An 18,378-nucleotide genomic window follows, 5' to 3' on the forward strand; every position below is an offset into this window, starting at 1 on the left:
CCTCAGCGGCCGCGCTTCTTCTTGTCCTTGGGCAGGTTGCGGCCGAACTGGCGCAGCGTGCTGCGGGCCAGCTGGGCGTCGTCGCTGGCGAAGTACTCGCCGTCCCAGCGGGTGACCGCATCGTTCTCGAAGTAGACGGTGAAGTTCTTCACTTCCGTCTTGCCCACGCGGTTCACGCGCTGGCTGGCGGTGTAGTCCCAGCGCTGGGCGTGGAACGGGTCCGGGATGGAGGGCGTGCCAAGCAGGGCGTTGACCTGCTGCTTGCTCTGGCCCACCTGCAGCTGACCGACGGCCTGCTCCCGGATCAGGTTGCCCTGATAGATGGGTTGCTTGTAAATGATGCCGCAGCCCGTGGTGGACAGGGCAACGGCGGCGACCAGCAGGAGATTGCGCATCGGGGAATGGCGTTTGGGGAAATCGAGTCGATGATACACTCCCGACGTGTCGCCGCGACCCAATCCGAGGCAGCTGGCGCTAAATCGCCAATGAACGGAGAACTATGGAAACCCACGACCTGCGCAAAGTCGGCCTCAAGGTGACCCACCCGCGTATGCGGATCCTGGCGCTGCTCGAGCAGCGCAATGCCAGCCACCACATGACCGCCGAAGACATCTACCGCCAGCTGCTGGAGCACGGTGATGAGATCGGCTTGGCCACGGTGTACCGGGTGCTGACCCAGTTCGAGGCCGCCGGCCTGGTGCTGAAGCACAATTTCGAAGGCGGCCAGGCCGTCTACGAGCTGGATCGCGGTGGCCACCACGACCACATGGTCGATGTGGACAGCGGCAAGATCATCGAATTTGAAAGCCACGAGATCGAAGAGCTGCAGCGCAAGATCGCGGCCGACCATGGCTACGAGCTGGAAGAGCACTCGCTGGTGCTCTACGTGCGCAAGAAGCGCCGGTAACGGGCCGCTGGCGACCCGGATGCGATCAAAAAACCCCGGGCATGCCCGGGGTTTTTGCTTTCAGCGCCAGGCGCCGGATCCGGCGGGGAGCCGGCCAGCGGCCGGCACTACCCATCACGGGGCCCTCAGACCTGCAGCAGCTTGCGCGCCGCAGCCCGGGCTTCCTTGCTGACTTCCACGCCGCCCAGCATCCTGGCCAGCTCTTCCTCGCGGGCCTTGGTATCCAGCTTCTCGACCGCGCTCTGGGTCATGCCGTCCACCGGCGCCTTGCTGACCCGGTAGTGGGCGTGGCCCTTGGAGGCGACCTGCGGCAGGTGGGTGACGCACAGCACCTGACGCTTCTCGCCCAAGGCGCGCAGCTTCTGCCCGACGATATCGGCCACGGCGCCGCCGATGCCCGAATCGACTTCGTCGAAGACCATGGTCGGCACCGCATCCAGGCCCAGCGCGGCCACTTCGATCGCCAGCGAGATACGGGACAGCTCACCGCCCGAGGCGACCTTGCGCAGGGCACGCGGCGGCTGGCCGGCGTTGGCGGCGACCAGGAACTCGACCCGCTCGGCGCCGTTCGGGTCCGGCTTGACCACGGTCTGCGGCTCGATCTCGATCAGGAACTGGCCGCCGCCCATGCCCAGCTCGCCGATCAGGGTGGTGGTGGTGTCTGACAGGGCCTTGGCGGCCTTCCGGCGGCTGGCGCTGAGCACCTCGGCCACGGTCTTCCACTGGCCAGCGGCACGGTCGATCTCGCCGGCCAGGACCTGCAGGCGCTCGTCGGCACCGCGCAGCTGCTCGACTTCGGCTTCCATGGCGTCGCGATGCTCGCCCAGCCCTTCCATCGGCACGCGGTGCTTGCGGGCGAGGTCGTGCAGGCGGCCGAGACGGCGCTCGATATCCTCGAACTGCTCCGGGTCGGCATCCAGGTCGTCATGGACGCGGTCGAGCAATGACAGCGCTTCGTCCAGCTGGATGGCGGCGCTGTCGAGCAGGGCATCGACCTCGCCGAGCCGGCTGTCGTGTTCGGCCACGCGGGCCAGATCATGCCGGGTCTGCTGCAGCAGCTGCAGCACCGAGACCTCGTCATCGCCATTGAGGCGGCTGACGGCCACGTCGCAGGCGCCGATCAGCGCGCTGGCATGGGCCTGGCGGCGGTGGCTGCTGCCCAGGGTGGCGATCGAGGCCGGGTCCAGGTCTTCGCGCTTGAGCTCGCTGAGCTGGTGTTCCAGATAGCCGATCCGGTCGCTCACGTCGCCCTGGCGCGAGAGCGCCTCGGCTTCGTCCACCAGCGTCTGCCAGCGTGCGGCGGTCTGGCGGACCTGGGCGCGCTCGGCATCGTTGCGGGCAAAGGCATCCAGCAGCGAGAGCTGCGAGGGGCGCGAGAGCAGGGCCTGCTGTTCGTGCTGGCCGTGGATCTCGACCAGCATGCTGGCCAGCTCGGTCAGCTGGGTCAGCGTCACCGGGCGGCCGTTGATGAAGGCGCGCGAGCCACCGTCGGCACGGATCACCCGTCGCAACTGGCACTGTTCTTCGTCGTCCAGCTCGTTGTCGCGCAGCCACTGGCGCGCCGGGGCGTCGGCCAATGGCGCGAATTCGGCCGAGAGCTCGGCGCGCGCGGCGCCGTGGCGGACCACGCCGCTGTCGGCGCGCAGCCCGGACAAAAAGCCCAGCGCGTCCACCATCAGCGACTTGCCCGCGCCGGTTTCACCTGAGACCACGGTCATGCCGGCGCCGAATTCCAGCTCGGTGGCGCGGACGACCGCGAAATCCTTGATCGATAGATGTCTAAGCATGGTCTACGTTGTACACGAGGGGCGTCTCCAAGCCGCGCACGCTAGCATGGGCGGGGGGCGTCTCCAATGACTTGCCAACGCCCCGTGCAGCCATTATCTAAGTGGGCGTCTCACAGGCTGATTCCATGCATCCTTCCGCGTCCCATCTCGCCCCGCGTGCCCGCCATCTGCTGCGGACGCTGATCGCGCGCCACATCCAGGATGGCGAACCGGTCGGCTCGCAGACCCTTGCCCGGCATGCCGGCCTGGACGTCAGTCCGGCCACGATCCGCAACATTCTGGGCGACCTGGAAGACCTGGGCCTGCTCAGCTCGCCGCATACCTCGGCCGGTCGGGTGCCGACCGCGCACGGCTACCGGGTGTTCGTGGACAGCCTGGTCAAGATGCAGCCGCCGGGCGAGGGCGAGCTCAGCCGCCTGCGCACCGAGCTGGCCACCGGCACCGGCACCCAGGCCCTGCTCGGCAGTGCCTCGGAGCTGCTTTCGGCGATGAGCCATTTCGTCGGGGTGGTCAGCGCCCCGCGCCGGGAGCAGTTCGCGTTCCGGCATATCGATTTCGTGGCGCTGGACGCGCGCCGGGTGCTGGCGATCCTGGTGTTCGCCGACAACGAGGTGCAGAACCGGGTGATCGAGCCTCGCCGCGGCTTCAACCCCGGCGAGCTGGAGCAGGTCGCCAACTACCTCAATGCGAACTGCGCCGGTCGGCCGCTGGCCGAGATCCGGGCCCGGCTGCTGCTGGAGCTGCGCGATGCGCAGTCGGAAATGGAGCAGTTGCTGGCGCACAGCATCGAGCTGGCCGAGCAGGCGATGGTGCCGCCGGCCGATGACATGGTGCTGGCCGGGCAGACCCGCCTGATGGGCGTGCAGGACCTGTCCGATCTGGAGCGCCTGCGCGAGCTGTTCGATGTGTTCGCCAGCAAGCGCGAGATCCTGCAGTTGCTCGAGCGCACCATCCAGGCCCCGGGCGTGCGCATCTTCATCGGCGAGGAGACCGGGGTGATGCCGCTGGAGAGCGTCTCCCTGGTCACCGCCCCGTACTCGGCCGATGGCCAGGTGCTGGGGGTGCTGGGGGTGATCGGCCCGAAGCGGATGGCCTACGACCGCATGATCCCGCTGGTGGAAGCCACCGCCCAGGTGCTGGGGGCCGCGCTGGGCTCGCCCGCGGGCGGCGGATTGTCCCGCGATCGCGCATAAAGCGGCCCTGGACTCTTGAATCCCGTAGCCGCGCCCACATAGGGGTGGGTGGAGGCGGAGAGTCACCGCCAAGGATCCGGAAATGAACCAAGATCAGTCAGATATCGCATCCCAGAATCCCGCCGGCGAGCCGGGCGCTGAGCCGTCCCTGCAGCAGCAGCTGGACAGCCTGCACAACGAGCTGGCCCTGCTGCGTTCGGAGTCGCTGCGCGAACGCGCCGACCTGGACAACCAGCGCAAGCGCGTTGCCCGTGACGTGGAACAGGCGCGCCGCTTCGCCAATGAAAAGCTGCTCGGCGAGCTGCTGCCGGTGTTCGACAGCCTCGATGCCGGCCTCAATGCCGCCGGCAGCGAGCCGAGCCCGCTGCGCGAAGGTCTCGAACTGACCTACAAGCAGCTGCTCAAGGTCGCCGCCGACAATGGCCTGACCCTGCTCGACCCGACCGGCCAGACCTTCAACCCGGACCACCACCAGGCCATCAGCCAGGTCGACGCGCCCGGCGCGGCGCCCGGCAGCGTGGTGCAGGTGTTCCAGAAGGGCTACCTGCTCAACGACCGCCTGCTGCGGCCGGCGCTGGTCGTGGTGGCCCGCGACTGACCCACGGGTCGGTCCGCCGGGCCGGGCCCGGCGGTCCGACCGGACGCTGAACGCGTTGGGTCGCCATCGAACACTGTGTTTGATGGACGGCTTGAAAGTGTCCGCAGCGTCCCACACATCCCATTCATAACCCGGCAGCTGCCGGATGTACCCAGAACTTTCAGGAGTCTCCCTCATGGGCAAGATCATTGGTATCGACCTCGGCACCACCAACTCGTGTGTGGCGATCATGGACGGCGGCAAGGCCCGCGTCATCGAAAATTCGGAAGGCGATCGCACCACGCCCTCCATCGTCGCCTACACCAAGGACGGCGAAGTCCTGGTCGGCGCCTCGGCCAAGCGCCAGGCGGTGACCAACCCGAAGAACACCTTCTACGCTGTCAAGCGCCTGATCGGCCGCAAGTTCACCGACGCTGAAGTCCAGAAGGACATCGCGCACGTGCCCTACGGCATCCTGGCCCATGACAACGGCGACGCCTGGGTCCAGACCAGCGACGGCAAGAAGATGGCCCCGCAGGAAATCTCCGCCCGCGTGCTGGAGAAGATGAAGAAGACCGCCGAAGCGTTCCTGGGTGAGACCGTCACCGAGGCCGTGATCACCGTGCCGGCTTACTTCAATGACAGCCAGCGCCAGGCCACCAAGGACGCCGGCCGCATCGCCGGTCTGGAAGTCAAGCGCATCATCAACGAGCCGACCGCTGCTGCCCTGGCCTATGGCCTGGACAAGGGTGACGGCCGTGACCGCAAGATCGTTGTGTACGATCTGGGCGGCGGCACCTTCGACGTGTCGATCATCGAGATCGCCAACGTCGACGGTGAGAAGCAGTTCGAAGTGCTGGCCACCAACGGTGACACCTTCCTGGGCGGCGAAGATTTCGACAACCGCGTCATCGAGTACCTCGTCGACGAGTTCAACAAGGACCAGGGCATCGACCTGCGCAAGGATCCGCTTGCCCTGCAGCGCCTGAAGGACGCCGCCGAGCGTGCCAAGATCGAGCTGTCCACCAGCCAGCAGACCGAAGTGAACCTGCCGTACGTCACCGCTGACGCGTCGGGCCCGAAGCACCTGAACATCAAGCTGACCCGCGCCAAGCTGGAAGCGCTGGTGGAAGACCTGATCAAGAAGTCGATCGAGCCGTGCCGCATCGCGCTGAATGATGCCGGCCTGCGTTCGAGCGACATCGGTGAAGTGATCCTGGTCGGCGGTCAGACCCGCATGCCGAAGGTGCAGCAGGCCGTGACCGAGTTCTTCGGCAAGGAACCGCGCAAGGACGTCAACCCGGACGAAGCCGTGGCACTGGGTGCTGCGATCCAGGGCGGCGTGCTGGGCGGCGACGTCAAGGACGTGCTGCTGCTGGACGTGACCCCGCTGTCGCTGGGCATCGAGACCCTGGGTGGCGTGTTCACCAAGATCATCGAGAAGAACACCACCATCCCGACCAAGGCCTCGCAGGTGTTCTCCACCGCCGAGGACAACCAGTCGGCCGTGACCGTGCACGTGCTGCAGGGTGAGCGCGAGCAGGCCCGCTTCAACAAGTCGCTCGCCAAGTTCGACCTGTCCGGCATCGAGCCGTCGCCGCGCGGTCTGCCGCAGGTGGAAGTGTCCTTCGACATCGACGCCAACGGCATCCTGCACGTGTCGGCCAAGGACAAGAAGACCAACAAGGAACAGAAGGTCGAGATCAAGGCAGGTTCGGGTCTGTCCGAGGACGAGATCGCGCGCATGGTCGCCGACGCGGAAGCCAACCGCGAAGAAGACAAGAAGTTCCATGAGCTGGTCCAGGCCCGCAACCAGGCTGACGCGCTGATCCACGGTACCCGTACCGCGATCACCGAGCACGGCAGCAAGGTCGGTGGCGATGTGATCGGCAAGGTGGAGTCGGCCCTGGCCGATCTGGAAACCGCGATGAAGAGCGACGACAAGGCACAGATCGAAGCCAAGTCGAAGGTGCTGGAAGAAGCCGGCCAGGCCCTGTTCGCGGCCTCCGCGGCGGCCGAGCAGGGCGGCGCGGCACCGGGCCCGGATGCCGGTGGCAACAGCGGCGCGCACGACGATGTGGTCGACGCCGAGTTCACCGAAGTCAAGGACGACAAGAAGTCCTGATCCGGACACGACACGGGACGTTGCGCAGGCAGCGTCCCGTTGTCCTATCCCCCTTCTGGTCCTGACAGCCGTCTCCCGGCCTGTCGGGGCGCCCGGCGAAAGAGCGGACCTGGTGCCGCTCTTCCGCTTTGACGAATCCCGACTTCCGGAACCCGATTCAAGTTATGAGCAAGCGCGATTACTACGAAGTGCTGAGCGTGTCCCGCACCGCCAGCGATGAAGAACTGAAGAAGGCCTATCGCCGTTGCGCGATGAAGTTCCATCCGGACCGCAATCCGGGTGACAACGAGGCAGAGGCCGCCTTCAAGGAATGCAAGGAAGCCTACGAAACCCTGTCCGACGGCAACAAGCGCCGGATGTACGATGCCCACGGCCATGCGGCATTCGAGCACGGCATGGGCGGCGGTGGCGGTGGTCCGGGTGGCCCGGACATGGGCGATATCTTCGGTGACATCTTCGGCAACATCTTCGGCGGTGGCGCCGGTGGTGGTGGTCCGCGCCAGGCCCGTCGTGGCGCCGATATCGGCTACGTGATGGAACTGGACCTGGAAGAAGCGGTGATGGGCGTGGAGCGCCGCATCGAGATTCCGAGTCTGGTCGAGTGTGATGACTGCAACGCCAGCGGTTCGGAAGACGGCAAGGTCGAGACCTGTTCGGTCTGCCGTGGCCAGGGCCAGGTGCGCATCCAGCGCGGCATCTTCGCGATGCAGCAGGCCTGCCACCACTGCAACGGCCGTGGCCAGATCATCCAGAACCCCTGCAAGACCTGTCACGGCAATGGCCGTGTCGAGGAAGACAAAGTGTTGTCGGTCAAGGTGCCCGCGGGCGTCGACACCGGCGACCGCATCCGTCTGTCCGGTGAAGGCGAGGCCGGTCCGGCCGGCACCCCGGCGGGCGATCTGTATGTGGAAGTGCGGGTGCGCGAGCACGCGATCTTCCAGCGCGACGGCGACGACCTGCACTGCGAAGTGCCGATCCGCATCTCGCAGGCGGCCTTGGGCGATACCGTCCGTGTAGCGACCCTCGGCGGCTATGCCGAGATCCGCATTCCGGCCGAGACCCAGACCGGCAAGTTGTTCCGCATGCGTGGCAAGGGCGTGCGTTCGGTACGCAGCCGCAGCGAAGGCGACCTGTACTGCCGCGTGGTGGTGGAGACCCCGGTCAACCTCACCCCGGAGCAGCGCAAGCTGCTGGAACAGTTCGAAACCACCTTCACCGGTGAGGAAGCGCGCAAGCATTCGCCGAAGTCGGCGACCTTCATCGATGGCGTGAAGGGCTTCTGGGACCGGATGACGTCGTAAGCGTCACGGGTTTCAGTGAATTACCGAAGGCCCCCTGGAAACAGGGGGCCTTTTTTGTGCGCGCAGACCGGGGGGTAGAGCCACCCCATGGGTGGCTGCACGCGGTGCCGGGTGGATCGACAGCCACCCATGGGGTGGCTCTACCGTGGATCGACAGCCACCCCTGGGGTGGCTCTACCGTGGATCGACAGCCACCCATGGGGTGGCTCTACCGTGGATCGACAGCCACCCATGGGGTGGCTCTACCGTGAATCGACAGCCACCCATGGGGTGGCTCTACCGGGCGGCACCGGGCGTAAAATGTCGGCATGAACGAATCCCTCGAAAGCCACCTGGTCCACGGCCGCCGCCAGCGCCCGGACGGTCCGTCGCCGGTCGACGTCATCTCGGTGCAGTCCCAGCTCGTTTACGGCTATGCCGGCAACAGCGCGGCCGTGCCGCCGCTGCGCGCGCTGGGCGTGCGCGTGGCCGAAATCCCCACCACGCTGCTCAGCAATGCGCCGTTCTACGACACCACGCGCGGCCGCGTGCTGCCCTCGGACTGGTTCGCCGATCTGCTGCTGGGCGCGGGTGAGCGCGGCCTGCCGCAGCGCGCCCGCATGCTGGTCTCCGGCTATTTCGGCAGCGTCGGCAATGGGGCGGCCTTCGCCGACTGGCTCGATGCGGTGCTGCCGTCTTCGCCGCAGCTGCGTTATTGCCTGGACCCGGTGATTGGCGACACCCACACCGGCCCTTACGTCGAGCCGGGCCTGGAAAAAGTCTTCGCCGAACGTCTGCTGCCGCATGCCTGGCTGGTCACGCCGAATGCCTTTGAACTCGGCCGCCTGACCGGCATGCCCAGCCTGGCCCAGGACGATGCGATCGCCGCCTCGCAGGCGCTGTTGGCGCGCGGTCCCGAGTGGGTGCTGGCGCACAGCGTCGGCGGCGATCCGGGTCAGCTGGTCACGCTCGCGGTGAGCCGTGACGCGATCTGGCGCTGGTCCTCGCCGCATCTTCCGGTGGACGTCGCCGGCACCGGCGATGTGCTGATGTCGTTGCTGGTCGCGTTCCTGCTGCGTGGGGAAACCTTCGAACAGGCGATCTCACGCGCCATCGCCGGCGTGCATGTCGCGCTGGAGACCACGCTGGCCAACGGGCATGAAGAGTTCGATGTGCTGGCGGCGGCGCCGGCGGCACTGGCACTGCCGGATCGCTTCGTCGCCGAGCGCCTGGCGTGAGTCTGACACCGGTGGTTGGCATTGTCGGCAGCGACGGTGCCTACGGGCGCTGGCTGCGCCGCTTCCTGGAGCAACGCCTCGGCCTGGAAGTGATCGGCCATGACCCGGCCGACCCCGCGTCGGACAGTCCGGAAACGCTGCTTGATCGCGCCGACGTGTTGATCTTCTCGGCGCCGATCCGGCACACGCCCGCGTTGATCGCCGAGTACGTTGCGCGCTCGGCTGGTCGCGAAGCCGGTCGTCTGTGGTTGGATGTCACCTCGGTCAAATCGGCCCCGGTCGAGGCGATGCTCGCTTCGCAGGCCGAGGTGGTGGGGCTGCATCCGATGACGGCTCCGCCCAAGGCACCGACGCTGAAGGGCAGGGTGATGGTGGTCTGCGAGGCGCGCCTGACGCAGTGGCAGCCGTTCGTGCAGCAGCTGCGCGAGGCACTGGAGGCGGAGTGCGTACGTGCCACGCCCGAGCATCACGACCAGGTCATGGCGCTGGTGCAGGCGATGGTGCATGCCACCCACCTGGCCCAGGCCGGTGTGCTGCGCGAGTACGCGCCGATACTCGGTGCCTTGCCGGCCTTGATGCCGTACCGCTCGGCCTCGTTCGAGCTGGATACCGCGATCATCGCGCGCATCCTCTCGCTCAATCCGGCGATCTACGAAGACATCCAGTTCGGCAACCCGCACGTGGCGCCGATGCTGGACCGCCTGTTGGCGCAGTTGCAGCAGTTGCGGGCACAGCTGGAGCAGGGCGATGACGCGGCGCGCGCGGCGTTCCGCCAGCAGTTGCTGCTGGACAACCGTGACAGCATGGGTGCGGAGGTGCTGGCCGACGGCAACTACACCTTCGAGCGGGTCGGCTACCTGCTGGCCGATCTGACCGAACGCAACGCGATCAGCGTGCACCTGCCCGAAGACCGGCCCGGTTCACTGCGTGAGTTGCTGCATGTGTTCGAGCGGCACGGCGTCAGCCTGGCCTCGATCCATTCCTCGCGGACGCCGGCAGGCGAGGTGCACTTCCGGGTGGGGTTCGTGGTGGGCAGCGATGCCCTTGCGCTGCAGGCGGCGGCCATCGAGATCGATGCCTCGGGTATCGGCCGCGTGCTGGTGCGCTGACACGGTGCGCTGCAGCATTCATCCACAGGGGGTGTGGATGATCTGCGCACAAACATGTGGATAAGTGCGTACGCGCCTTGCAGTAAAAGGCTGTCAAGATGCTTGGTCAAAAATTGACCAACATCCGCGTAACTTTTTTTCAACGCCTCAGGTGACGAGGGTGAGCTCGCCGCCTGCCGTCCGGAACTCACGGCCGTCGCGGATCAGATGGCGGCCATCGGCCAGCTCGTAACGCGCGCTCTGGCCGGTGCCTGGAGCGGCATCTGCCTGCTCATCCTTGAACTCGATGATGACGTAATCGTCGCCGTTGGCGTCGGTGGCGGGGAACTGTCGGAACGACATGAAACACCTCCTGCAGCGCATCCAGTGAGGGCTGCAGGATGCGATGGCCGGTGTTACCGGCCCGTCATCAATCGATGAATTGCAGGCGCGCCAGTTCGGCGTAGAGACCGCCCTCGGCCAGCAGCTCGGCATGCGTGCCCTGGGCGACGATGCGGCCGTGGTCCATGACCACGATGCGGTCAGCCTTCAGCACGGTGGCCAGGCGGTGCGCGATCACCAGCGTGGTGCGACCGGCCATCAACCGCTCCAGCGCCTGCTGCACCGCGCGCTCGCTTTGTGCATCCAGTGCACTGGTGGCTTCATCGAGGAGCAGGATCGGGGCGTCCTTGAGCAGGGCGCGCGCGATCGCGATGCGCTGCTGCTGGCCGCCGGACAGGCGCGCACCGCGCTCGCCCAGCTCGCTGGTATAGCCTTCGGGCAGGGCCTGCAGGAATTCATCGGCCTCCGCGGCTTCGGCCGCGCGCTGCACTTCCTCGTCCGTTGCCTCCAGGCGGCCATAGCGGATGTTCTCGAACGCACTGCTGGCAAACAGGGTCGGCTGCTGCGGCACCAGCGCCAGCTGTTCGCGCAGCTGCGCCGGATCGACCTCGCGCAGATCCACGCCATCGACCAGGATGCGACCGGCCGCGGGATCGTGGAAGCGCAGCAGCATCGACAGGATGGTGCTCTTGCCTGCGCCGGAGGGGCCGACCAGCGCGACCGTTTCACCCGGGCGCACGTGCAGATCCACATGGTCCAGCGCAGCGGTATCCGGGCGCTGGGGGTAGTGGAACACCACATCCTCGAAACGGATCTCGCCGCGCAGTGGCTGCGGCAACGGGGTGGGATGGGCCGGGGCGGTGATCTCCACGTCTTCCTGCAGCAGTTCGGCGATGCGACCCATGCCACCCGACGCACGCTGCAGCTCGTTCCAGACCTCGGCCAGCGCGCCGACCGAACCGCCGCCGATCAGCGCATACAGCACGAACTGGCCCAGCGTACCGGCGCTCATGTTGCCGTCGATCACTTCGTGCGCGCCCAGCCACAGCACGCCGACGATGGCGCCGAACACCAGCACGATGGCGCTGGCGGTGACGATCGACTGGGCGCGGATGCGGCGGCGTGCGGCACCGATCGCATCGCCCAGCGCGGCATTGAAGCGGCCGCGCTCATACGGTTCGCGGGCGTGGGCCTGGACGGTGCGTACCGCCCCCAGGGTTTCCGAGGCCAGGCTGTTGGCATCGGCGATGCGGTCCTGGCTGGCGCGCGCGATGTTGCGCAGGCGGCGGGCGCCGATGATGATCGGCAACACCGCCAGCGGAATGCCGACCAGCGACCACGCCGCCAGGTGCGGGCTGGTCACGAACAGCATCACCAGGCTGCCGACCACGGTCACGCTGCTGCGCAGGGCCACCGACATGGTCGAGCCGATCACGCTGCGCAGCAGTTCGCTGTCGGCGGTCAGGCGCGAGACCAGCTCGCCGCTGCGGCTGCGGTCGTGGAAGCCGGCACCCAGCGTGATCAGATGGGCGTACAGGCGGCTGCGCAGATCGGCGACCACCTTTTCGCCCAGCAGCGAGACGAAGAAGAAGCGCGCGGCGGTGGCCAGGGCCAGCACCACCGCGACCAGGAACAGCAGCGCGAAGGCCTTGTTGATCTGGCCGCCGCTGGTGAAGCCGTGGTCGATCATCTGGCGCACCGCGACCGGCAGGCTCAGGGTGGCCACCGAGGACACCGCCAAGGCCACCAGCCAGGCGCTGAACAGCCCAACGTGCCGGCGGACGAACGGCCACAAGGTGTTCAAGCTGCCCAATCGGCGCATCGGCGTGTCGTTCGGAACGGGTGCGTCAGTCATTCGATGGGCCTGGTTCGATGCGGGATTCAATACGGACACGATCACGAGTGGCGTCGCGGAGGCGGTTTTTCAACGGTTCGACCTGATCTGCCGGCAAGCGCAGGTGCAGGTTCACGCCGTCGGCGGTGAACGCTTCGTCCACTTTCTCGGCCAGATGGGCGCCCAGGGCGGCATGCAGCGGGCCCAGATCCTCGAAGCCGGCCTGCACGTCCAGCTCGGCCATGGCGATCAGGGGCAGCCGCGGGGCTACCCGCAGGCACTCGGCGGCAGTGCCGCCATAAGCACGGACCAGGCCGCCGGCACCGAGCTTGATGCCGCCGTACCAGCGTGTCACCACGACCATCACGCGATCGAAGCCCTGGCCATCAATGGCGGCCAGGATCGGGCGTCCGGCGGTGCCGGACGGCTCGCCGTCGTCGCTGGAGCGGTAGTCGTTGCCGTAGCGGTAGGCCCAGCAGTTGTGGGTGGCATCGGCGACGGCGACCTGCTGCAGGAACGCCAACGCAGCGGCTGCATGCTGGATTGGCGCGGCATGGGCGATGAAGCGGCTGTGCTTGATCTCCAGGCTGTGGCTGACGGGGGTGGCGAGCGTATCGGGCATTCCCATCATTCTAGTGGGGATGCCTGATCACCGTACGCGCCGTCTCAGTTCTCGAGCAGCTGGCGAAGGTCGCGCGGGATGCGCACTTCCGGGTATTGCTGCAGGTAGCGCTCCAGGCTGGCGCGTGCGGTATCCACATCGCCGGCATCACGCCGCTCGCGGATGCGCTTGAGCCACTGCTTGCGCGGCAGGCTGGCATCGGCAGCGACGGCCTGATGCAAAGCCTGCACGGCATCGTCAGGCGAGGCGGGGGCCGCCATCGGCGCGGCGGCGCGGCGCATCACGCCGGGAGCGCTGGGTGCGGGTTTGGCCGGCGGTGCGTTTTTGAGTGCGGCACGCGGCGCAGCGCGCTCGATCGTCGAACCGGTCACCACGACGCTGTCCAGCGCCGGTTCGCTTGTGTCCATGGCATACCCCGAGGCTGCCTGCGGTGCCGGGGCCGACATCATTGGCGCCGGGGCCTGCACCGGTGCCGGGGCGGGCGGTCCTGGCGGTGCGGGCGCGGCGATGGCCTCGGGGCGGGGCGAGGACATGTCCCGCCCACGCTCGGTCGCAGGCGGTGCGGCGGCTGGGGCAGGTTCGAGCGCCGTTGTCTTTGCCGCGCGCGGCTGCTGGACCGCCGGCGGTGCCGCGGCGGGGGGCGGTGGCGGCGCGGCCTCCATCGCCGGCGCAGTCCCGGTCACCGCGGTGCTGGATGCCGGTGCGGCGACCGGTTCGGCCAACGGCGGGGCGGGCGGGTCTTCGGGCTTGAGCTGCCAGGCGATGCCCACGGCGAAGATCACCGAGGCGGCCAGCCCGAACACGGCCGGCAGGCGTGAGCGCGGCCGTCGCGCAGGCACGGCGGTGTCCGGCGGCAGCGTCCAGGTGGCAGCGTCTGCGGCCGGTGCTTCCACTGCCGTACGGGCGGCCGCAAGCACCGCCTCGTCGATCGCCGGCGCCGGGCCGGTGGCACTCGGGCGACCCAGCAGCCGGGCCAGTTCGCGTTCTTCCGGGGTCAGTGGATCCGGGCGGTTCATCCGCTCAACCCCGTCCGCAGTTTGTCCATGGCATAGCGCAGCCGTGATTTGACTGTCTCACGGCCGACACCGGTGATCTCGGCAATCTCTTCCAGGCTCAGTTCCTGTTCCAGGCGCAACTGCAGGACCTCGCGCTGCTCGGGCGGCAGCTGCTCCATGGCCAGCTGCAGCTGGCGGCGTTGTTCGAACTCGGACAGCTGGGTTTCCGGCGTGCGCGCATCGGCGATCGCCGCGACCCGCTCATCGGCGTCGATCGGTGCTGCAGGCCGGTGCCTGGCCGCACGCCAGTGGTCGTTGAGGCGGTTGTGGGCGATCCGGAACAGCCAGGTGGTGAAGGCGGCGTCCGGCTGCCAGCCGGCGCGCGCGGCGATCACGCGCTGCCAGACGTCCTGGAACATCTCATCGGCCAGCGCGCCGTCGCGCAGCTGGCGCAGCAGGAAGCTGTACAGACGGCCGCGATGACGGCCATACAGCGCCTCGAATGCACGCAGGTCGCCGCCGGCCCAGGCCAGCATCAGCGCTTCATCGGTCGGCAGGGCAAGGGCGTCCACGCCGCACAGAGTAAGCGCTGCGGGGGTGTTCGCATAGTCGATGGCGCGCGGGGCGGCAGAGCGGGATGGCATGGTGATGACCTGGGGCACAGCACGAACAACGTCCAGCAGCGCCGGACGGGGTTGAAGCGCTTCCATTGCCCCCCGGTCCGCGCGTTATGCTCGCAGGACAGGGGCGGTGCCGGGCAGTCGGCACGCGAGAGATGAGCAACGTGACCAGCCAGATGGTGACCTCTTCAGTGCAACGGGACGGTGATGCGGTGATCCCTGCCGCGGTCGCCACGGCGTTGTGCGCCCTGTTGCCGGCAGGGGCGGCGATCACGCTGGCCTGGTCGGATCCGGTGCTGGGCGAGGGTGCCCTGGCCCATCCTGAGGGCCGCAGCCCGCCGGCGGGCCCTGGTCCCGCGCGGCGTCAGGCGGCCTCGGCCGGCATGGCGCTGCAGCAGTGCTGGAACCACAGCGGCGCCGCCCTGACGCTGGACGTGACCCCGGCCGCCGGGACGACACCGCCGGACACCTGGTGGGCGTTGGCGCGCTCCCTGTTCCAGAGCACCCTGCTGCTGGCGCGGCAGCGCCGCGAGATCGCCTCCCTGGAAGACTCCAAACGCCTGCAGCAGGCGCTCTATGAAATCGCCGATCTGGCCGGTGCGGACCTGGAAATGGCCGAGATGCTGCGCCACTTCCATCGCGTGCTCAATTCGCTGATGTACGCGCAGAACTGTTTCATCGTCGAATACGACGACATCCGCCACCGGGTCCGCTTCCTGTATTTCGCCGATCAGAAAGATGATTTCGTTGCCGACCCGGATCGCAGCTACGAAGAGCATGAAATGCCACGCAGCCTCACCTTCGCGCTGCTGCGGCATGGTGAGCCGTTGAGCGGTCCCTCGCGGGAACTGCTGGCCGTCCTTGATGACGAACATGACCCCGAGCGCGGCCCGGAAAGCCTGGACTGGCTGGGCGTGCCGATGCTGCGCGATGGGCGCGTGTGCGGCGCGATCGTGGTGCAGAGCTACGAACACTGCGCGCGCTATGGCGAGGCCGACCGCACCCTGCTGGGCTATGTCGCCCAGCACATCCTGACCGCGATGGACCGGCGCCAGGCGCAGGTGCAGTTGGAGCGGCAGGTCGAGCGCCGCACGGTCGAGCTGCAGCGTGCCAACCGCAATCTGCAGGAGGAGGTGGTCGAGCGCCGCCGTGCTGAGAAACTGCAGATGGCGCTGTTCAACATCGCCGAGCTGGCGATGAGCGCCGAGTCGCTGTCGCAGTACTACGGCCAGGTGCATGGCGTCGTCGGCACGCTGCTGGATGCGCGCAACTTCTATATCGCGCTGGTCAATGAACGCGGGGATGGGCTGGAGTTCGTGTACTCGGTGGATGAGTACAACCCCTCGCGCGCACCACGGCCCTTCAGCGAAGGCCTGACCGAGTTCATCGTGCGCAACCGGCAACCGCTGCTGGCCACGCGTGAGCGCATCGATGCGCTGCGCGACAGTGGCGTGGTGCGCGAGTTCGGTGCGCGCTCGAACTGCTGGCTGGGTGTGCCGTTGTTGAGCGATGACGATGTGGTCGGCGTGATCGTGGTGCAGAGTTATTCACCGGAGGTGGTGTTCACCGTGCACGACCAGCGGCTGCTGACCTTCGTGGCCCAGAACATCGGCAACGGACTGGCGCGCCAGCGTGACCAGGAACGGTTGCGCAACGCGCATGCCGATCTGGAAAAGCGCGTGGACGAGCGCACCCGCGAGCTGGCCGACGTCAACGACAAGCTGCTGGGCCAGATCGGCGAGCGCCTGCGTGCCGAACAGCGCCTCACCCACCAGGCCATGCACGACGCGCTGACCGGACTGCCCAATCGCCTGCATCTGCTGGACCGGTTGGAAGACGCGATCGTGCGTGCGCGCGCCAACGAAAGCCAGGGCTTTGCCGTGCTGTTCCTGGACCTGGACCGGTTCAAGCTGGTCAATGACAGCATCGGCCATGCCGCTGGTGACCAGATGCTGGTGGAGGTGGCCAAGCGCATCGTCTCGATGATCTCCGCACAGGATGTGGTCGCACGGCTGGGCGGGGATGAGTTCGCGATCCTGCTCCAGTGCGGCGATGGCCTGGCCTCGGCGCTGGAGTTTTCCCAGCGCATGCTGGTGGCGCTGGAAGAATCGATGTGGGTGAAGGGGCGCGAACTGTTCCCCTCGGGCAGCCTGGGTATCGCCATGTGGAACCCGCGTTACCGCAACGGCGAGGAACTGGTGCGCGATGCGGATGCGGCGATGTACCGCGCCAAGGCGCAGGGCAATGATCGCTGCGCCGTGTTCGATGAGGCGATGCGCGAGCAGGCACTGCGCAGCCTGGACCTGGAGGCGGACCTGCGCCGGGCCATCATCAACCGGGATTTCATGCCGTTCTATCAGCCGATCGTGCGGCTCAGCGATGGTGAGCTGGTCGGCCACGAAGCACTGTTGCGCTGGCAGCACGAGCGCCGCGGGCTGCTGCTGCCGAGTGCGTTCCTGGATCTGGGCGAAGAGAGCGGCCTGATCGAACAGGTGGACTGGTTGCTGTACGAACAGGTGATCACCCAGCTCGCGCGCGGTGGCCGTGGGTATCTGTCCGTCAATGTGTCGCCGCGGCACTTCCGCTCGGCCGATTTCAGCACGCGCCTGTTCGGCCTGATCGAAGCGGCCGGCGCCGATCCGCACCGGTTGCGGCTGGAGATCACCGAGGTGGCGCTGCTGGATGATGGCCCGCGCACGCTGCGCATCCTGCAGACCCTGCGTGAGCGCGGGGTGCTGGTGCAGCTGGATGATTTCGGCACCGGCTTCTCGGCGCTGTCCTACCTGCACCGGTTCCCGATCTCGACGCTGAAGATCGACCAATCCTTCATCGCCGGCCTGCACGGCCAGGACATGCAGAGCACGCACGCGCTGGTGCAGGGCGTGCTGTCACTGGCGCGCACACTGGGCATCGAAACGGTGGGCGAGGGCATCGAAACCCAGGCCCAGCACGATACGCTGCTGCAGCTCGGCTGCGATTACGGCCAGGGCTATCTGCTCGGCCGGCCGGCCCCGATGGTGATCCCCGCGACGGCCTGAACCGTCGCGGTGCCGCAGGCATCAACGCAGCGCGTTGGCCCGCTTTTCGTCGATCCACTTGGAGGCCTGCGCCGGCTCGTAGGCACGCATCCAGGCCAGCATTTCATCGATGTCCGAGCCATACCACAGGTCCGCGCGCTGGGCCGGGTGCAGGAAGCGCTCTTCGACCATGCGATCGATCATGCCGATCAGCGGGGCATAGAAGCCGTCCACATCCAGGAACGCGCAGGGCTTGTTGCCGATGCCCAGCTGGCGCCAGGTCAGCATCTCGAAGATTTCTTCCATGGTGCCGAAGCCGCCGGGCAGGGCGACGAACGCATCGGACAGATCGAACATGCGCGACTTGCGCTCGTGCATCGAACCGACGATTTCCAGCTCGGTCAGGCCACGGTGGGCCACTTCCCAGTCCGCCAGCTGCTGCGGGATCACGCCGGTGACTTCACCGCCGCCTTCAAGCACGGCATTGGCCACGGTGCCCATCAGGCCGACGTTGCCGCCGCCGTAGACCAGGCGCAGGCCGTCGCGGGCGATGCGGTCGCCCAGCGCGATGGCGCGCTCGGTGTAGACCGGCTTGCTGCCGGGGTTGGAACCACAGTAAACGCAAATCGACTTCATTGGATCTTCCTGTTGTCCGAATCTGTAGCGACCGGAAACGAAAAAGCCCCGCCGATGACCGGTGCGCTGGTCTCGTGACGGGGTGTCGTTCCGCAGGTGCGGTGGCGGATTATCGCG

Annotated in this window: 16 protein-coding genes; 8 read left to right on the forward strand and 8 right to left on the reverse strand. The window is 67.4% G+C overall.

Annotated elements, in window-relative coordinates; genetic code table 11:
• Positions 1-2: 2 nt before the first annotated feature.
• Complete coding sequence (gene bamE / locus ABE472_RS04125) at positions 3-395, reverse strand: outer membrane protein assembly factor BamE (RefSeq protein ID WP_019183163.1); 393 nt, start codon at positions 393-395, stop codon at positions 3-5.
• A gap of 104 nt (positions 396-499) precedes the next feature.
• Here bamE and fur point away from each other — a divergent pair, with 104 nt between their 5' ends.
• Positions 500-907, forward strand: coding sequence for a ferric iron uptake transcriptional regulator (gene fur / locus ABE472_RS04130; RefSeq protein WP_070470227.1), 408 nt, complete (start codon positions 500-502; stop codon positions 905-907).
• Between the two features lie 125 nt (positions 908-1,032).
• On the opposite strand, the gene recN is transcribed toward fur, so the two are convergent.
• Positions 1,033-2,694, reverse strand: coding sequence for a DNA repair protein RecN (gene recN, locus ABE472_RS04135; protein ID WP_346465581.1), 1,662 nt, complete (start codon positions 2,692-2,694; stop codon positions 1,033-1,035).
• Between the two features lie 125 nt (positions 2,695-2,819).
• On the opposite strand from recN, the gene hrcA reads away from it, so the two are divergent.
• The 6 genes from hrcA to ABE472_RS04165 all read left to right on the forward strand — a co-directional run bounded on the left by hrcA (position 2,820) and on the right by ABE472_RS04165 (position 10,216).
• A complete protein-coding gene (hrcA, locus tag ABE472_RS04140; RefSeq protein ID WP_088433152.1) occupies positions 2,820-3,887 on the forward strand; it encodes a heat-inducible transcriptional repressor HrcA in 1,068 nt (355 codons plus the stop codon).
• Between the two features lie 82 nt (positions 3,888-3,969).
• Positions 3,970-4,485 (forward strand): nucleotide exchange factor GrpE, encoded by a 516-nt coding sequence (gene grpE / locus ABE472_RS04145; RefSeq protein WP_121042061.1) that lies wholly within the window; start codon positions 3,970-3,972, stop codon positions 4,483-4,485.
• A 175-nt stretch (positions 4,486-4,660) separates the two neighbouring features.
• On the forward strand, positions 4,661-6,589 hold the full coding sequence (dnaK, locus tag ABE472_RS04150; protein ID WP_259260393.1) for a molecular chaperone DnaK: 1,929 nt from the start codon (positions 4,661-4,663) through the stop codon (positions 6,587-6,589).
• Between the two features lie 164 nt (positions 6,590-6,753).
• Entirely contained in the window at positions 6,754-7,890 is a 1,137-nt protein-coding gene (gene dnaJ / locus ABE472_RS04155) for a molecular chaperone DnaJ (RefSeq protein ID WP_121042065.1), read from the forward strand.
• A gap of 308 nt (positions 7,891-8,198) precedes the next feature.
• Positions 8,199-9,107 carry a pyridoxal kinase gene (pdxY, locus tag ABE472_RS04160; RefSeq protein ID WP_313211562.1) on the forward strand — a complete coding sequence of 303 codons (909 nt, stop codon included), beginning with the start codon at positions 8,199-8,201 and terminating at the stop codon, positions 9,105-9,107.
• Positions 9,104-10,216 (forward strand): prephenate dehydrogenase, encoded by a 1,113-nt coding sequence (locus ABE472_RS04165; RefSeq protein ID WP_346465583.1) that lies wholly within the window; start codon positions 9,104-9,106, stop codon positions 10,214-10,216. Before pdxY ends, ABE472_RS04165 begins: the two co-directional genes overlap by 4 nt.
• Before the next feature lie 147 nt (positions 10,217-10,363).
• Here the strand turns inward: ABE472_RS04165 and ABE472_RS04170 are convergent, their stop codons facing one another.
• From ABE472_RS04170 to ABE472_RS04190, 5 genes are all read right to left on the reverse strand, one after another.
• Positions 10,364-10,558 (reverse strand): hypothetical protein, encoded by a 195-nt coding sequence (locus ABE472_RS04170; RefSeq protein WP_313211565.1) that lies wholly within the window; start codon positions 10,556-10,558, stop codon positions 10,364-10,366.
• Positions 10,559-10,625: 67 nt separating this feature from the next.
• Positions 10,626-12,392: an ABC transporter transmembrane domain-containing protein gene (locus ABE472_RS04175; protein WP_346465585.1), complete on the reverse strand. Its 1,767-nt coding sequence runs from the start codon at positions 12,390-12,392 to the stop codon at positions 10,626-10,628.
• The gene (locus tag ABE472_RS04180; RefSeq protein WP_313211568.1) at positions 12,385-12,993 is read right to left on the reverse strand and encodes a YigZ family protein; all 609 of its coding nucleotides are present in this window, start codon (positions 12,991-12,993) and stop codon (positions 12,385-12,387) included. Before ABE472_RS04180 ends, ABE472_RS04175 begins: the two co-directional genes overlap by 8 nt.
• 44 nt (positions 12,994-13,037) lie before the next feature.
• Positions 13,038-14,009, reverse strand: coding sequence for a hypothetical protein (locus tag ABE472_RS04185; protein ID WP_346465587.1), 972 nt, complete (start codon positions 14,007-14,009; stop codon positions 13,038-13,040).
• Complete coding sequence (locus ABE472_RS04190; protein ID WP_346464501.1) at positions 14,006-14,560, reverse strand: RNA polymerase sigma factor; 555 nt, start codon at positions 14,558-14,560, stop codon at positions 14,006-14,008. Before ABE472_RS04190 ends, ABE472_RS04185 begins: the two co-directional genes overlap by 4 nt.
• Positions 14,561-14,763: 203 nt before the next feature.
• Here ABE472_RS04190 and ABE472_RS04195 point away from each other — a divergent pair, with 203 nt between their 5' ends.
• Positions 14,764-17,646 (forward strand): EAL domain-containing protein, encoded by a 2,883-nt coding sequence (locus tag ABE472_RS04195; RefSeq protein ID WP_346465589.1) that lies wholly within the window; start codon positions 14,764-14,766, stop codon positions 17,644-17,646.
• Between the two features lie 21 nt (positions 17,647-17,667).
• On the opposite strand, the gene ABE472_RS04200 is transcribed toward ABE472_RS04195, so the two are convergent.
• Positions 17,668-18,261, reverse strand: a complete 594-nt coding sequence (locus ABE472_RS04200) for a TIGR00730 family Rossman fold protein (RefSeq protein ID WP_123729018.1) — start codon at positions 18,259-18,261, stop codon at positions 17,668-17,670.
• Positions 18,262-18,378 lie beyond the last annotated feature (117 nt).

Source organism: Stenotrophomonas sp. TWI809 (genome assembly GCF_039673205.1).
Taxonomy (GTDB): Bacteria; Pseudomonadota; Gammaproteobacteria; order Xanthomonadales; family Xanthomonadaceae; genus Stenotrophomonas.